Source organism: Cobetia sp. 1CM21F (assembly GCF_023161745.1).
GTDB lineage: Bacteria > Pseudomonadota > Gammaproteobacteria > Pseudomonadales > Halomonadaceae > Cobetia > Cobetia amphilecti.
In genome coordinates this window covers 48799-64785 of sequence record NZ_JALNTQ010000008.1, presented here as the reverse complement: position 1 = coordinate 64785, position 15987 = coordinate 48799, and the positions used below count along the sequence as shown (strand labels likewise).

General features: G+C 65.4%; 15 protein-coding genes. 2 read left to right on the top strand and 13 right to left on the bottom strand.

All coding sequences use genetic code 11. The features are described 5' to 3' along the window. Positions 1-87 precede the first annotated feature (87 nt). A complete protein-coding gene (gene fabB, locus MSG32_RS17280; RefSeq protein ID WP_043334810.1) occupies positions 88-1305 on the bottom strand; it encodes a beta-ketoacyl-ACP synthase I in 1218 nt (405 codons plus the stop codon). Positions 1306-1318: 13 nt separating this feature from the next. Continuing rightward, positions 1319-1834, bottom strand: a complete 516-nt coding sequence (fabA, locus tag MSG32_RS17275; RefSeq protein WP_043334808.1) for a 3-hydroxyacyl-[acyl-carrier-protein] dehydratase FabA — start codon at positions 1832-1834, stop codon at positions 1319-1321. A 297-nt stretch (positions 1835-2131) separates the two neighbouring features. On the opposite strand from fabA, the gene MSG32_RS17270 reads away from it, so the two are divergent. Further along, the gene (locus MSG32_RS17270) at positions 2132-3970 is read left to right on the top strand and encodes a GGDEF domain-containing phosphodiesterase (RefSeq protein WP_248381019.1); all 1839 of its coding nucleotides are present in this window, start codon (positions 2132-2134) and stop codon (positions 3968-3970) included. A gap of 5 nt (positions 3971-3975) precedes the next feature. Here MSG32_RS17270 and MSG32_RS17265 read toward each other — a convergent pair whose 3' ends face one another. The 10 genes from MSG32_RS17265 to MSG32_RS17220 form a co-directional block, all read right to left on the bottom strand. After that, positions 3976-4500 (bottom strand): DUF2878 domain-containing protein, encoded by a 525-nt coding sequence (locus MSG32_RS17265; RefSeq protein ID WP_248381016.1) that lies wholly within the window; start codon positions 4498-4500, stop codon positions 3976-3978. A 2-nt stretch (positions 4501-4502) separates the two neighbouring features. Next, positions 4503-5786, bottom strand: coding sequence for a cyclopropane-fatty-acyl-phospholipid synthase family protein (locus MSG32_RS17260; protein WP_225347405.1), 1284 nt, complete (start codon positions 5784-5786; stop codon positions 4503-4505). Between the two features lie 10 nt (positions 5787-5796). After that, positions 5797-6615: a DUF1365 domain-containing protein gene (locus MSG32_RS17255; protein ID WP_248381013.1), complete on the bottom strand. Its 819-nt coding sequence runs from the start codon at positions 6613-6615 to the stop codon at positions 5797-5799. Beyond that, a complete protein-coding gene (locus MSG32_RS17250; RefSeq protein WP_248381011.1) occupies positions 6612-7958 on the bottom strand; it encodes an FAD-dependent oxidoreductase in 1347 nt (448 codons plus the stop codon). Before MSG32_RS17250 ends, MSG32_RS17255 begins: the two co-directional genes overlap by 4 nt. 96 nt (positions 7959-8054) lie before the next feature. Continuing rightward, a complete protein-coding gene (locus MSG32_RS17245) occupies positions 8055-8879 on the bottom strand; it encodes an SDR family NAD(P)-dependent oxidoreductase (RefSeq protein WP_248381008.1) in 825 nt (274 codons plus the stop codon). Positions 8880-9050: 171 nt separating this feature from the next. Next, positions 9051-9536, bottom strand: a complete 486-nt coding sequence (locus MSG32_RS17240) for a nuclear transport factor 2 family protein (protein ID WP_248381005.1) — start codon at positions 9534-9536, stop codon at positions 9051-9053. 64 nt (positions 9537-9600) lie between these two features. Then, the gene (gene phrB, locus MSG32_RS17235; protein ID WP_248381002.1) at positions 9601-11097 is read right to left on the bottom strand and encodes a deoxyribodipyrimidine photo-lyase; all 1497 of its coding nucleotides are present in this window, start codon (positions 11095-11097) and stop codon (positions 9601-9603) included. Between the two features lie 49 nt (positions 11098-11146). Next, the gene (locus MSG32_RS17230; RefSeq protein ID WP_043335996.1) at positions 11147-12058 is read right to left on the bottom strand and encodes a MerR family transcriptional regulator; all 912 of its coding nucleotides are present in this window, start codon (positions 12056-12058) and stop codon (positions 11147-11149) included. A 266-nt stretch (positions 12059-12324) separates the two neighbouring features. After that, complete coding sequence (locus MSG32_RS17225) at positions 12325-12711, bottom strand: CbiX/SirB N-terminal domain-containing protein (protein WP_043335994.1); 387 nt, start codon at positions 12709-12711, stop codon at positions 12325-12327. Between the two features lie 39 nt (positions 12712-12750). Further along, entirely contained in the window at positions 12751-13950 is a 1200-nt protein-coding gene (locus tag MSG32_RS17220; RefSeq protein ID WP_248381000.1) for an FAD-dependent oxidoreductase, read from the bottom strand. Positions 13951-14113: 163 nt separating this feature from the next. Between MSG32_RS17220 and MSG32_RS17215 the strand changes: the two genes are divergently transcribed. After that, the gene (locus tag MSG32_RS17215) at positions 14114-15049 is read left to right on the top strand and encodes a TIGR01777 family oxidoreductase (protein ID WP_054556918.1); all 936 of its coding nucleotides are present in this window, start codon (positions 14114-14116) and stop codon (positions 15047-15049) included. A gap of 20 nt (positions 15050-15069) precedes the next feature. On the opposite strand, the gene MSG32_RS17210 is transcribed toward MSG32_RS17215, so the two are convergent. Further along, positions 15070-15831 (bottom strand): RluA family pseudouridine synthase, encoded by a 762-nt coding sequence (locus tag MSG32_RS17210; protein ID WP_248380998.1) that lies wholly within the window; start codon positions 15829-15831, stop codon positions 15070-15072. Between the last annotated feature and the right edge of the window lie 156 nt (positions 15832-15987).

Genomic DNA, 15987 nt, shown 5'->3' with positions numbered 1-15987 from the left:
CTAAAAAGGCCGCCCCGAAGGGCGGCCTTTTCGTGTCTCACACCAGCGCATATCTGCAGACTGCATGTCTGCTGAACGCGTGCTGAATCAGTCCTGGAAACGTTCCAGAATCAGGCAGGCGTTGGTGCCACCGAAGCCGAAGCTGTTGGACAGCACACGGTCGATCTTGACGCCATCACGACGGGTCGTGACGATGTCGAGGCCTTCGGCGCGGTCATCCAGCTCGCTGACGTTGGCAGACGCGGCAATGAAGTCGTTCTCCATCATCAGCATGGAGTAGATGGCTTCCTGCACGCCAGTGGCGCCCAGCGAGTGACCCGTCAGCGACTTGGTCGAGCTCATTGCCGGGCTGGCGGCGCCGAAGACTTCCTGGATGGCCTTGAGCTCGGCCACATCGCCCACCGGCGTCGAGGTGCCGTGGGTGTTGATGTAGTCGATATCGCCATTCACGGTCGCCATCGCCTGACGCATGCAGCGCGCTGCACCTTCGCCGGACGGTGCCACCATGTCGTGGCCATCGGAGGTCGCGCCATAGCCGGTCACTTCGGCGTAGATCTTCGCGCCGCGTGCCTTGGCGTGTTCCAGCTCCTCGAGCACCAGCATGCCGCCGCCACCTGCGATGACGAAGCCATCACGGGTCTTGTCGTACGGACGCGACGCGGTTTCCGGCGTGTCGTTGTAGCTGGTGGACAGGGCGCCCATGGCGTCGAACAGGCAGGACAGGGTCCAGTGCTCTTCTTCACCGCCACCGGCAAACACGATGTCCTGCTTGTTCAGCTGGATCTGTTCCACGGCGCTGCCGATGCAGTGGGCAGACGTGGCACAGGCCGAGGAGATCGAGTAGTTGATACCCTTGATCTTGAACGGCGTGGCCAGACAGGCAGAGACGGTCGAGCCCATGGTGCGAGTGACGCGGTAGGGACCTACGCGACGCAGGCCCTTGGCGCGCATCACGTCTGCGGCCTCGACCTGGTTCGCGGAGGAAGCGCCACCGGAACCGGCGATCAGGCCGGTACGCTCGTGGGAAACCTGCTCTTCGGTGAGACCGGAATCGGCAATCGCCTGCGCCATGGAGATGTAGGCATAGGCCGCAGCATCCCCCATGAAGCGCAATTGCTTGCGATCGATGTGGTCTTCGAGATTGATGTCGACAACGCCGGCCACGTGGCTACGGAAGCCCAGCTCGGCGTATTCCTCTTTGCGGCGGATACCAGAACGTCCTTCGCGGAGCGATTCCAGGACCTGCTGGCGATCATTGCCCAGGCAGGAAACAATGCCCAGCCCGGTGACTACCACTCTACGCATGGGAGCCTCCCGTTCAGAAGTTCGCAGTGGAGGTGAACAGACCGACGCGCAGGTCGTTGGCCTGATAGATGTCGCGACCGTCAACTGTCACTGTACCATCGGCGATGCCGAGGATCAGCTTGCGAGTGATGACTCGCTTGATGTTGATGGTGTAGGTCACTTTCTTGGCGGTCGGCAGCACCTGGCCAGAGAACTTGACCTCGCCGCAGCCCAGCGCGCGGCCACGGCCCGGATTGCCCAGCCAGCCGAGGTGGAAGCCCACCAGCTGCCACATGGCATCGAGGCCCAGGCAGCCCGGCATCACCGGATCACCCGGGAAGTGGCAGTCGAAGAACCACAGGTCCGGAGAGATATCCAGCTCAGCAATCAGCTGACCCTTGCCGTGGCTACCGCCTTCCTCACTGATGTGAGTGATGCGATCCAGCATCAGCATGTTGGGAGCAGGCAGTTGCGCATTGCCCGGGCCGAAGAGTTCGCCCTGGCCACAGGCCAGCAGCTCGTCGCGAGTAAAGGAGTGTTGCTTGGTCACTGAGTCATTCCGAGTAGCGGGATGGTAATGCCGTACGAGGCACCTGAGCGCCTGAATGGGGCTAGTCTAATGGCTGGCACCCCTGAATGCACGTGGGGGCCAGACTAAAGGGCAGCAAGGGCGGGTGCAAATAAGTCCTACAGCTGGGGGGAAAGTGGTCGATAGGAGCTAGTGTGTGATTCGCGCGGGATCCCCTTTGCCGGCATCGGTCGCAATCCGCTGGAGCCGTGCCGAGAGTGGCCCGCCCCCTGCAAATGCAGGATCATCCCCGATGACCCCTTCCACCGAGAGCTGCTTATGTGGCCGCAAGCCCACTTCAATCGGCCCCTGATCATCGGGGCGCTCGTTGCCTTGACAGCGCTGCCCTGGTTGCCGGGGCTCGAGCTGCGTCTTGCCGCGTTGCTGCCCGCCGTTCTGGCGGGGCTGGACATCGCGCGCCAGCGTCGTCGCCAGCTGCTGCATCGTCAGCTGCTGGAAGCCGCCGTGCACCTGAGCAGTGATGGTCTGGTGATCAGTGATCGCCACAATCGGGTGCTGGCCGTGAACGCCGCCTTCAGTCATATCACCGGTTACGCACCGGAAGAGATCATCGGTCGCAACCCTTCCCTGCTGTCTTCCGGGCGCCATGACGAGGAGTTTCACGCCCGTTATCGCCAGGCGCTCGAGGTCAATGGCCACTGGGAGGGCGAGGTCTGGAACCGGCGCAAGCAGGGGGATGAATACCCCGAGTGGCTGCGGGCACGCCGTATCGAGCAGGGCGGCGATGTCTTCCATGTCGCTCTCTTTACCGATATCACCCGCCACAAGGCACGCGAGCAGGACCTGCAGCGCCTGGGGCTGGAAGACGCCCTGACGGGCCTGCCCAATCGCCGACGGCTGGGCGACCTGCTGGTCAGTCGCCTCAATGGCCTGCGCGCCGGGGAGGCGATGGACCTGGCACTGATCGATATCGATGCGCTCAAGAGCATCAATGATGCCCTGGGCGCGGAAGGGGGCGATCGTCTGCTGCAGCAGTTCTCCCAGCGTCTGACGGCGCTGGCGCGTGGCGGCGTGGTCGGGCGCATCGGCGGCGACGAATTCGTGATTCTGCGCTCTACGGCGGGTGGCGAGCATACCGCCTGGGTGGATGAGCTGCGTCAGGTGCTGACCAAGCCCTTCGAGATCGGCGATCAGGCGCTGCACCTTGCGCTGTCGATCGGCAGCTGCCGCGCGCCGGAGGATGGCGCTGATGCCGATGTGCTGATGCAGCGCCTGGAAAGCGCCCTGTATGCCGCCAAGCGACATGGCCGCAATACCGACATGCGCTTCCAGCCCGCACTGGATGCGGGCGGTGACCTGCAGTTGGGGCTGGCGAATGACCTGCGGCTCGCCATCGAGAGCCAGGGGCAATTGCAGCTGCACTATCAATGTCAGCACGACGCCAGCACCGGCAAGGTCGCGAGTGTCGAGGCGCTGTTGCGCTGGAAGCACCCGCTGCGGGGCGCCATCTCGCCGGCCGAATTCGTGCCGCTGGCCGAGCGCCACGGCCTGATGCTGCGCCTGGGCAACTGGGTGCTGCGCGAGGCAGTGCAGCAGCAGGCCAGCTGGCGGCGTGCCGGTCACCGCCTGTGCATCTGGGTCAATGTCTCGGCCTTGCAGCTGATCCAAGGTGGCTTTGAGGCCTCGCTGGCGGGCCTGTTGATGGAGTATGACGTGCCCGCCAGCTCCATCGGGCTGGAGCTGACGGAGTCGGTATTGCTGGATGAGCGTGCCGGAGACATCTCACGGCGCCTGGCCGACCTGCGCGCCCGTGGCCACCAGATCGCGGTGGATGACTTCGGTACCGGCTATTCGTCACTCGCCTATCTGAAGGACCTGCCGGTGGACAAGCTCAAGCTGGACCGCGCCTTCATCCGCAGTCTGCCCGGCGAGCGTGCGGATGCCGCCATCACCATGGCGGTGCTGGCGATGGCCAAGGGCCTGGGCATGGAGATGATCGCGGAAGGCGTCGAGACCGCCGAACAGCGTGAATATCTGGTATCGAATGGCTGCGGCTGGATCCAGGGGTTCTACTTCTCGCGGCCGGCACCCGCGGGGGAGGTCATCGAGCGACTCAATGGCTACGAGGCCGGCAATCTGGCCATCAAGGCCGCCTGAGGCGCTCAGGCGCGCTCGGCATGGCCATGCAGGCGTGCGATGCCCAGGCACAGGCCGGCCCAGATCAGCGCCTGGGCCGGTAGCAGCCAGTCGGCGAGGGTCACACTGGCGAGCTGCGCCCCGCCGTAATAGGACAGCGGCGCACTGATGGCACCGCCAGCCGCCGCAAGCCAGGGCCGCTGCCACAACCAGCGCAGCGCATGATGGATCGTGCTGGCGAACAGTGGCCACAGACACCACATCCAGACAGGCAGGGGCAGCCAGTGCGCCCAGTCAGGCGTGTCCGAGGTGATGGTGTAGCCACCGGCCAGTGACAGGCTGCCATCCACCACCATGCCCAGCGCCACGAAGGCGGCCTGCCAGCGCAGCTCGCGCAGGCGCTCACTCGTCGGCACGATCAGCCACAGATGCACGGCCAGTATCAGCGGCGTGGCCAGCAGGGCGACCGTCGAGCCGCCCAGCACGCAGCAGAACCAGCCGAGCTGGAAGAGCCCGGCATTGAGCAGTGCTCCAGGGCGCTCGGACAGCATGTTCAGGCGTCCCAATCCTGGAGCCCCGCCTGGACCGGACGTGCCCCCGGCCCCCCCAGCAGCAGCTGACAGGTGCCGATGGTGCGCTCGCGGAAGCCGCCCTCGCAGTACGCCAGGTAGTAACGCCACATGCGCACGAAGCGCTCGTCGTAGCCCTGCGCATAGACCTCCCCGAGACGCGCCTCGAAGCGCTGCCCCCAGGCCTTGAGCGTGGCGGCGTAGTGCAGGCCGATATCCTCGAGCTGCAACAGGTTCAGCTGGGTGTCCTGCTGCATGGCGCTGAGAATCGCCGCATGGGACGGCAGGAAGCCGCCGGGGAAGATGTAGCGCTTGATGAAGTCCATCTCGCGGCTGGCGGCCACGAAGCGCTGATCGCGAATCGTGATGGCCTGCAGCGCGATCAGGCCTGCCGGCTCGAGCAGGCGCTCGAGGGTCTTCAGATAGGTCGGCAGATACTGATGGCCGACCGCCTCGATCATCTCCACCGAGACGATGCGATCGAAGCGACCTTCCAGTGCCCGGTAGTCTTCCTTGAGCAGCGTGATGCGATCCTCCAGCCCTTCCGCGGCGATACGCGCCTGGGTATAGGCGTGCTGCTCATCGGAAATGGTCGTGGTGGTCACGCGGCAGCCGCGTGTTCTTGCGGCATGGATCGCCAGCCCGCCCCAGCCGGTGCCGATTTCCAGCAGGTGATGCTGTGGCCCGAGTTCCAGCAGGTTGAACAGCTTCTCCAGCTTGTGGGTCGAGGCCGCCTCCAGGCTGGCTTCGGGATAGGGAAATACCGCCGCGGAATACATGCGGTGCTCGCGATCGAGAAACAGCTCGAAGAGGTCGTTTCCGAGATCGTAATGCGCCGAGATGTTGCGCTTCGAACCCGCCAGCGTATTGCGCGCCAGCGCGTAGGCGACGCTCAGCGCCCACTTGGACAGGCGCGACGTCCCGCTGTCCACCGAGTCGTTGACCTGCTCGAGGTTGTAGGCGAACAGGCGCACCAGCCCGACCAGATCATCCGTCTCCCACTGGCCATCCATGTAGGCCTCCGCCGCCGCGACGGTGCCACCCAGCGCCATGCGCCGCCACGCGCGTGAGTCATGGATACGCAGCGTGACGTTGCGCGCGCCGCCCTTGCCCAGTACGTGGCGCTCACGGCCTTCCAGCACCGTCAGGCTGCCACCCTCGAGCTTGTCGAGCATGCGTAGCAGGCGTGGCCGCAGCAGCCGCGTCAGGCGGTCCGCCGGTGCCCGGGTCGTGGCCAGTGTGGGGGGAGCGGGTTCGAATTGGCTCATGATGAGTTCCTCATGATGAAGACGGCGAGCGCGGATGGTCGAAGATCGGCACGCGCTTGAGCGCCAGACGCAGCGCCTCGAAATGAATGCCTGCGACCGTCTTGAGTGTCATCCAGGGGAAACGCAGCAGCAGGCGATGAAAGGCGCGCGGGGTAGCCGGTTCCAGATGCAGGCTCAGGCTGGCATCGAACAGCGAGTGCTGCGCTTTCCGCGCCGTATCCCCGGAGAGGGGGTGATTTTCCATGTGCAGCAACAGCTCATCTGCGCTGGGGTCATTGAAGCGCCAGTGATAGCGCATGCCCATCGGCATGAAGGGCGAGACATGCATGCGCTTGTCGAACTGCGCCGCCTGCATGCGACGCTGCGGGTCCGTACGGGCGGCATACAGCACGCGCTCCCCCCAGGGGATATTGGTCACCTCACCGAGCACGGCCCCCAGCTGGCCTGAGGCGTGATAGAGGTAATAGAGGCGGATCGGGTTGAAGCCGATCCCGAAGTGGCGCAGCTGGGTCAGCAGAAAGATGCGCCCCTGCGGTAGCGGCGCGTGATCACCACTGCGGGCAAGCTCACGCTGGCAGGCGGCGCGCACCCGTTCCTCGAGTGGGCCATCGGCAATGTCGTGGACCGCGGCCGGCAGATGGTCACTGTCGCGAAAGGCCAGTGGCGCGGCGTGACTGGCGCTCACCAGGCGCGTGCCGGCCATCAGCGTCGGCAACTCATCCAGTGCCAGCCATGCCATGGCGACGCGATAGCGAAAGGCATGCTGGCGCGGCGCGTGGCGACGGTGGCGCAGCGTGCCATAACCGATGCGGCTGGCGGGCGCCTTCAATCGTCTGCCTCGCGCGCACCCAATGCCTCGGCGACCCGCAGCGCACTCCATACGCCATCCTCGTGAAAGCCGTTGCGCCACCAGGCGCCACAGAAATGGGTTCGGCCCACCGCGCCTTCCGCCTTGGCCTGCGCGCCGGAAATCTGCGTGAAGCGCGCCTTGGCGGCTTCGGCGGCCAGCGTGAAGCGCGGGTGGTCATAGGCATAACGGCCCAGTACCCGAGCGGGATCAATCGCGTCGCTGTCATTGAGCGTGATGCAGAAGGTCTCGCGGGGCGGGTGCTCGCGCTCATCAAGGCGTTGCAGGATGTTCATGTCGTAGGTGACGCTGGCCCGCTGGGCGTCGTCGCGCCCATCGAGGCGGTAGTTCCAGCTCGCCCAGGCCGCCTTGCGCCTGGGCAGCAGCGAGGTGTCGGTATGCATCACCACCTCATTGCGCTGGGTCGTGATCGCTCCCAGCACCGCGCGCTCCTGCTCGCTGGCATCGCCGAGCAGCGCCAGTGCCTGCGGCGCATGACACGCCATCACCACCTGGTCGAAGCGTTCTCGGCGGCCATCGGCATGCTCAAGCGTCACGCCGTCGGCGTCACGCAGGACCCGGGTGATCTTGTTGTTGAGGCGAATGCGCTCGGCGTAGCCCTCGGTCAGCGGTGCGATATAGGCGTGCGAGCCACCGACCAGCGTGAACCACTGTGGGCGATCATTGACCGACAGCAGGCCGTGATGGCGGAAGAAGCGCACGAAGAACAGCAGCGGGAATTGCGCGATGTCCGCGATGCTGGCGGACCAGATCGCCGCGCCCATCGGCAGCAGGTAATGCTCACGGAATACCTGCGAGTAGCCATTGGCATCCAGGTAGCTGCCCAGGGTCGCGCCCTCGGCGAGCTTGCCGTTGTCCAGATCGGCGGCAGCCTGCTTGTTGAAGCGCAGGATGTCGCGCAGCAGGCGATAGAAGCGCGGGCGCAGCAGATTGCGCTTCTGGGCGAACAGCGACAGCAGGGTATGGCCGTTGTACTCGAAGTCCTCGGCGGTGGTGTGCACCGAGAAGCTCATCTCGGTGGGCTGATAGGCCACGTCGAGACGTTCCAGCAGGCGCTGGAAATGCGGGTAGGTGCGGTCATTGAAGACGATGAAGCCGGTGTCGATGGCCCAGTCGCTGCCGTCGGCGCACTGCACATCCATGGTGGCGGTGTGGCCGCCCAGGCGCTCGGCTGACTCGAAGACATGCACTTCATGCTTGCGACTCAGGTAGTAGGCCGCTGACATGCCGCTGATGCCGCTGCCGATGACGGCAATCCGCTGGCGGGGTAGAGGCGCTGTCGCGTAGGTCGTTGTCGTGTTCATGCCACTCCAGAAGAAGAACGCACCATGTCGTCATGAGCAGAAGCGTTGCCGGGTATTCGGCGCGGGCAGGTATTGTCGGGTTTGCCTGCCGCGCACTCAGTCGCGGGTCATGCGTAGACCGATGCTGCGTCGCAAGGGGGCGGGCAGGATGCCCAGCAACTTGACCAGCAGCGTGAAGCGTCGCGGGAAATGGATGTCGAGCCGATGACGCGCGAGCCCCGCCACGATCGCCTCGACCGCCTGATCGACAGTGACCTGCATCGGCATCGGGAAGTCATTGCGCTCGGTCAGCGGTGTCTTGACGAAGCCGGGGTGAATCACGCTGACATCGATGCCCTGATTGTCGAGGTCCAGCCGCAGCGACTCCAGGAAGTAGCTCACCGCGGCCTTGGAGGCGCCATACGCCTCCGCGCGTGGCAACGGCAGGTAGGCCGAGGCACTGGAGACCGCTGCCAGCTGCGGTCGCTCACCGCCGTTTGCCGCTGCCATGCGCAGCAGCGGCAAGGCGCTTTCGATCACATCCACTGCGGCCTGGAAGTTGGTCGCGAACACGCGATGAACCAGATCTGCCTCGAATTCCCGTGCATCCAGATATTCGCAGGTGCCAGCGTTGAGCAGTGCAAGGTCGAGTCCACCAAAGCTGGCCTCTATCTGGCTGGCCGCCGCGCGGATGGCCTCACGGTCGGTGAGGTCGAGCGTCACGACCAGCGCTTCCCCGGGGCCTTGCTCGGCATCGACTGCGATGGCCTCAAGCTTGTCGGCGGAGCGCGCGCTCAGGGCGACCCGGTGGCCATCCGCCAGCAGCCGGCGCGCCAGCCCTTCGCCGATGCCGGAGCTGGCGCCGGTCAGCCAGATGCGTTTGCGAGCCTTTGCGGTCGTCGATGTGGTCGTCGATGTGGTGCTCGAACCATGACTGGCCATTTCCCCTCCTTGGCATGTATGTGTCTGGCGTGCCTGTCTGTCTCTGCGTGCCTGACTGTGTCTGCGTGTCTGCGCCTTGCCAGCCTGGCCTGGCGAATCTGGTTGGCACTGACTCAAGAGAACGCCGGGCGTGTCCGTATGGATGTCGCCAGGGCAAAACCCTCTTGCTGCTCAGCCCATGCGACGTTTCAGCAGGCCGATCACGTTGCGCAGTACGGGCACCTGCTCGTAGAGCAGCTCACCGGCATCGAAGAAGTCACGGTGCTGGATGACCTTCCCGTCTCGGAACTCGAGGCGTGAGGCACCCTGCACGCTGATGTCCTTGCCCCCGTTCAGACGGGGATGGCGATAGGTCATCGTCCAGCTGAGCCAGGCAAGTCCCTGTTCATTGCCTTCATCCGCAGGGCCGGCGGCTTGCGCTTGCATCGGCCCCAGCGGGTGATGAAAGACGAAGTCGATGGCGGCGACATTCATGTACAACCCTGAGAAATAGGCGTTGAGTACCGTCAGGCCGCGGATTTCATGCAGGGGGTCGCGAAAGACGATATCGTCACTGTAGACTGATTTGAGCAGTTCTGTAGAGGTTCTGTCCAGCTTTTCGTAAAGACGACATACCCGAGTCAGGGCCGGGCTCATCTCGTCGGGTAGCGATTGCATGGCAATGCTCCTGAAGGGGGGATACAAGAGCGGCCTGCTGAAGATCAGCAGGCCGCTTGAGGGGTCATTCGCTTTTTGACAGCGCCTTGAAGGTATCCAGCGCCCGCTGGCGGGCGGCCTTGTGGTCGACGATCGGTCGTGGATAGTCCGTCTGTTGGCAGTCATCCGCACTGGGCTGGTGGCGCCGCTTGGCCGGTAGCTCGGCCAGTTCCGGCACCATGCTCGCGATGAACTCGCCGTCCTTGTCGAAACGTTGACCTTGGGTGGTCGGATTGAAGATGCGGAAATAGGGCGCGGCGTCGGTGCCGGTGGAGGCTGCCCATTGCCAGCCACCATTGTTGGCGCCCAGCTCACCATCGACGAGATGGGTCATGAAGAAGGCCTCGCCACGTCGCCAGTCGATCAGCAGATGCTTGGTGAGGAACATCGCCGTCACCATGCGCAGGCGATTGTGCATCCAGCCGGTCTGCACTAGCTGACGCATGGCGGCATCGACGATGGGGTAGCCGGTACGGCCCTCGCACCAGGCGGCAAAGCCTGCGTCGTCATCGCGCCACTGCAGGGCTTCGGTATGACGCTGGAAGGGACGGTGGCGATTGACGCGCGGGAAGCCGACCAGGATGTGCTGGTAGAACTCACGCCAGATCAGCTCGTTGACCCAGCTGGTCAGGCCGACATCGCCATCGGCGAGGCTGCCGTTCTCTGCCAGTACGGCGGCGTAGCATTGGCGGGCCGAGATCATGCCCAGCGCCAGATAGGGCGAGAGCTCGCTGGTGCCTCGGGTGGCGGGGATATCGCGCTGCTCGTGATAGCGGCGCGCGCGGAAGGTCAGGAAGCGCTCCAGACGCTCCTGCGCGGCCTCTTCGCCGGCCGGCCACAGCTCGGCGTCCAGCGCTGTCGCCGGCTCGCCCTTGAGTGTCTCGGGCAGTGGCGGGATGGCGTCGCCGTGGATCTCGCGCCCCTGGGCGTCGCGGGGCGTGGCTTGCACTTCAGGTGCCTCATTCAGCGCCAGACGACGGGAATCGACTTCCTTGTGCCAGCGCTTGGAGAAGGGCGTGAAGACGCCGTAGTAATCGCCCTTGCCGGTCAGCAGCTCGCCGGGCGTGAAGGCCAGCATGTCGGTGTAGCGATGCAGGCGGACGTCGCTCTCGGCAAGGCGCTCGCGCACGCGCCGGTCGCGTTCACGCTCATTGACGGCATATTCGTCGTTGAAGTGCAGGGCCTGGGCACCCAGCTCGTCGCACAGCGCGGCCAGCGCCTTGGGCACCTCAGCGAAGGCGTCGCAGTCGAGCACCTTGAGCGGGATGTGATAGCCGGCGAGTGCCTGTTGCAGGACATGCAGGCCGCGGCGCAGGAAGTCGAGCTTGTTGGCGCCGTGGCCGTGCTCGACCCACTGCGCCAGGCAGGGGGCGACGACGGCCACGACCGGGCCGCGTGCGGCGGCCTGCGAGAGAGCGGTGTTGTCGTGTACGCGCAGGTCACTGCGCAGCCAGACCAGCTGCAGGGGAGCCCCCGCTGGCGCGGAGGCGGGGGAAGAGGCGGATGGTGAGTCAGATGACATCGGGGCTCCTTGGCGATCGGTGAAACCAATGCCGAGCAGGAGCCTGCGATCAACGTGCCATCAAGGACCTCAGGCGAGCGACCGCCTGAATCGGGTCTGCCCCCAGGCCTTCAATGGGCCCGTCTACCAGCTCCTGCTGGCGAATCTGGGCGGCCGGGCCAGCGATGGCCAGCGGCACGCTCAATTGTTCTGCGACCCGTGGCAGCTGACGGCGCATGACATCCGAGCGCTCGGCCTGGGTGCCGACAAGTACCACGGCCTGTGCCTGCAGGCGCTCTGCGGCCAGCGGCAGCTCCGCCAGCGGCAGTGGGCCATCCAGCAGGCTGACGTGATAGCCGGCGTCGCTGGCGACCAGCGCGAACAGCAGCAGCCAGCTCAGGCCCGGCTCTTCCGGCAGGCGCGTCAGCGTGATGTGCGGGGCGTGACGCTCCTGATTGGCAAACACCAGCCGGGCACCGATGCGCGAGCGCAGGAAGCTCTCGAAGAAGCACTGGGCCAGGCGGGTGCCGAAGGTGGCGGTGCCGCGCTCCTCGAGCTGCTCGAGCAGCGGACGCCACAGGCGCTCGACCACGCTGCTGACCGGGTACAGCGCCAGGCTCTGGTTGTACAGCTCGGCCAGGCGCGCCTCGTCCTGGGCGTCGATGGCGGCCAGCGCCAGCTGCTGCTGGCCACTCCAGCTGCCTTCGTCCGGCATCGGCGTGCTTTCCGGCTGCGGCTGGTCGAGCAGCTCGCGTACCTGGCTGACAGGTACTCCGCGGTTGAGCCACTGCAGGATGTGTTCGATCCGCTCGATGTCCTCGCGGGCATACAGGCGATGCCCCTTGGGCGTACGGCGGGGCTCGATCAGTCCGTAGCGGCGTTCCCAGGCTCTCAGCGTGACCGAATTGACGCCGGTCAGGCGAGAGACTTCGCGGATCGGAAACAGCGGCGAACTGGCAGTTTCCGTGGCCTTGTCAGTCATGAATGGTGTTACCTCTGGCGGTGACGAGGCATCCCGGGTGAAGCACAGGTGAGGACGACACACAGGGTAAAGTTGAAGTGTCGTCACTTGGGGCGCTGTGGGATACCGGCAATGCATCTTGTGCACTAGCTGTACATGTGGGCATCAGGATGGCGCAGCCGCCAGAGCCTGACAAGAGGCAAGCTGCGTCGCATCCCCGGTGCGCATGTTTTGAAGGTGCATCACAGCGCCTTTGACGCCGAAGGTCCCGTCATGAAATCGGCCGTCTAGGCGTTGTCCTGTTGCTCCACAATCTGGATCAAGGCCTCGACAAAGGCCGGATGTGCACCCACCGGGTCAAGCAGACTGATGGGGCAGTCGGGGTGCTGGCGCTGCGAGTCTTCCAGCATGGCGGGCACGTCTTCACGCAGATGACGGCCGGCCGCGAAGAACAGCGGCAGGATGTCGATACGTGCGGCACCGTCTGCCGCCAGGGCATCGATGGTGTCGGTCAGCAGCGGATCGCACAGTTCCATATAGGCCAGACGCGTCGGGCGCTTGAGGCGGGAAGCCAGTGTGGCTTCCAGTGCCTCGAAGGGCTCGCGCCAGCGCGGGTCACGTGACCCATGGGCCAATAGAATCAAGGCGTTGTCGTGATCTGTGGACGTAGTCATGCAGCTATCCTGTGGGCGATGAGGGGTCGCGGCAGCGTATCAGCTGTCGGCGAGGGTGTTGAGCAGCTGTTCGGCTACCTCGTGCCCTGACAGCCAGGCGTCCTCGACGCGCGGGCCACGCAGGGCGTCTCCGGCCAGCCATAGCCCGGATCTCCCCTGGCCATAGCCCTTCTGGTCATAGACATTGTGGCCATGGGCATTGTGGCCGGCTGCCGCTGAAGTCTGCGGCAGTGTCTGGGTCGGGTGAGCGTAGCGCCAGCGATGCGCCGTGAGGGTGACCTTGCCCTGGCTCCAGCCCGGCGCCAGCTCGCGGAGCTCCGGCAGTGCCTCGAAGGCCTGCCACAGCAAGGTCGCGACCTCCTGTGGCGACTTCTCCAGATTCGCTCGGCTCCAGCCGGCGGTCGCCAGCAGGCTCAGGGTCTCTTTGCTCAGGGTCTCCATGGCATGTGACGGTGGCTGGCGGCCGGGACGCGAATGCTGGCGCATCACGCAGCGCAGCGGGCCATCATCGCCGCGACTGACCAACAACCCTTGCCAGTCGGCGTCGCCCCCCAGCGCGGGTAGCGGCGTCTCCAGAGTGGCCATCAGTGTCCAGGTCGGTGCCATCTCCACCTGCGCCAGCGCCTCACTCAGGGCCGGGGCCAGCGACTCCTCGCCGAGCGCCACCCCCTGGGCGTCGGTGCCGGCCGTGCTCAGCAGGGCGCGTGCCTGTGGCGCCGGTGCGCTGATCACCACGTGATCGAAGGGGCCGTGCTGATCACCGTCGCCGTCCTCGAGCCGCCAGCGCTTGCCTGGCGCCGTGCCATCGCCCGCGATCAGGCGCGTGATGCGCGTTTCGCTGTGCAGGCTGGCGTGGGCCGGCAGCTGTTCACTGAGGTGGCGGCTCAGGGCGCTCATGCGCGGACTGGCCACGTAGCGGGTGGAATCATCGCGCAGCCGCTGCCATTGGCTCTCGTCAGATGCCGACTTGCCGAGACTCAACAGCCTCTCACCCCAAGTTGCGACGACGCCTGCGGCCCGCCACTGCTCGAGCGCGGACTGGAAGCGTGGATCACGCGCCGTGAAGTATTGCGCGCCGATGTCGATGGGGCCTTCGCTCGTGCGGCGACTGGCCAGGCGTCCGCCGGGGCCGCGTGCCTTCTCGAAAATCGTCACCGCATGGCCCTGTGCGGCCAGTCGGGTGGCGGCGGACAATCCGGCGATACCGGCACCGATGATGGCGATGGACGATACTGGCATCTGGAGGCGACTCCTGCGCGGGCGGTGTTCAGGGGGGACGGGTCGTCATATGACCCGACAGCAGATACGCTAAAGTTAACTTCTTGCGCATTATTGTACAATATAAGTATAGATTTATGGCGGAAGTCGGCACACTCGATGCTTCATCGCCGAGGAGGGCAACATGCGAATATTGATAACAGGTGCAACGGGGTTCGTCGGCCAGGCGCTGTGTCAGTCACTGGCGGCGGCGGGCCACTCGCTGGCGGTCGTATCGCGCCGCCCTGAGCGTGCTGAGCGCCAGTTTGCCGACCTGGGGCTGACGGTGGTCGCGGCGGATTCGTCACTGGCCTTCAAGGATTGGCAGCCTGAGGGCATCGTCAATCTGGCGGGGGAGTCGATAGCCGGACGGCGCTGGAGCGAGGATCACAAGCGTGAGCTGCGCCGTTCGCGGCTGGAGACCACCGAGCATCTGGTGATGCTGTGTCAGCAGCTGGCCGCCGAAGGCCATCCGCCGCAGGTGATGGTGTCCGGCTCGGCGATGGGCTATTACGGCGCACAGCCCAAGGCGGGCGAGCCGGACGATGTCGAGATCGACGAGCAGGCGACGCCCCACGACGATTTCAATCATCGCCTGTGTCGTGACTGGGAGGCGGCCGCCATGCCCGTCACCGAATACGGCGTGCGGCTGGCCATCATCCGCACTGGCCTGGTGATGGAGGCCGATGGCGGCACACTGGCCAAGCTGCTGACGCCCTTCAAGCTCGGGCTCGGGGGGCGGCTGGGTGATGGGCGCCATTACATGCCGTGGATCCACCGCCACGACATGATTCGCATCATCGAGCGTCTGCTGGCGGATGACAGTCTCAGCGGTGCCTTCAATGCCAGCGCGCCGCATCCGGTCACCAACATGGGCTTCACCCACGCTCTGGCGCGCGGTCTGGGGCGTCCGGCGATCCTGCCGCTGCCGGCCAAGGCGCTTGAGCTGGGCCTGGGGGAGATGAGCACCCTGCTGCTGGAAGGCGCCCGCATGGTGCCGGCACGTCTGCTGGCTGCCGGCTTCACCTTCGACTACCCGACCCTCGACGTGGCCTTCGCCGATATCCTGTCACGCAAGTGAGTCTTGGCAGGAAGGCGACGCTAGAAGGGCAGCGGCGCTTCCAGCACCAGTGGCGGTGCATCGCTGTCGTTGGCTGGCGGAATCACCAGGCGCGCCGCATGCAGCAACAGGCGCGGGCTGGCATTGAGTGCCGCTCCGCGCGCATAGAAGCCATCACCGATGATCGGATGGCCGAGCGCCAGCATATGCAGGCGTAGCTGGTGTGAGCGCCCGGTATGCGGCGTCAGCGCTACACGACTGGCGGCGAGGGTCTGAGGCGTACCATCTGGGCGCTGGCCCTCGAGCGTCAGACGCTGCTCGACCCGGTATTGCGTCAGTGACGACTTGCCATGCGTGAAGTCGACGATCTGACGCGGGCGGCGTGGCCAGTCACAGCGCAGCGGCAGGGCGATGCTGCCCTCGGCGGGCGTGAGATGCCCTGCCACCACGGCCAGATAGCGTTTCTCGATGGTGCGCGACTGGAAGAGCCGCGACAGTCGCCGCTGGCCCTCGACATTACGCGCCACCAGCAGCACCCCGGAGGTCGCCACATCCAGACGGTGCACGGCGCGGGTATCGTCGCTCAGCTGGCACAGGCGCGAATGGACACTGTCGAAGCGCGAGGGATCACGCCCCGGCACCGAGGGCAGCTCGGCCGGCTTGTCGATGGCCCACCAGTCATCGCCCGCCGCCAGCAGCGATAGCCCCACCTTCGCGACACGCTCGCCTTCCTCGGCCAGGCGCTCTCCCTGCCAGCTCTGCCCTGACGCTGCCTCGTCGCTCTCTGGATATGATCTCGCCATGAGGGTGCTCTGTAGTAATGAAACGATAGGATGAAACGAAAAGGGTGAAGCGGAAGTGATGAAGCGTAAGTGACGGACCGCGAATCGTGGCACGCAAGCGATGGCATCGTCGCGGCCGCTGGTCGATCTGGCAAGTCCAGCGGGCCATTGTCGCTG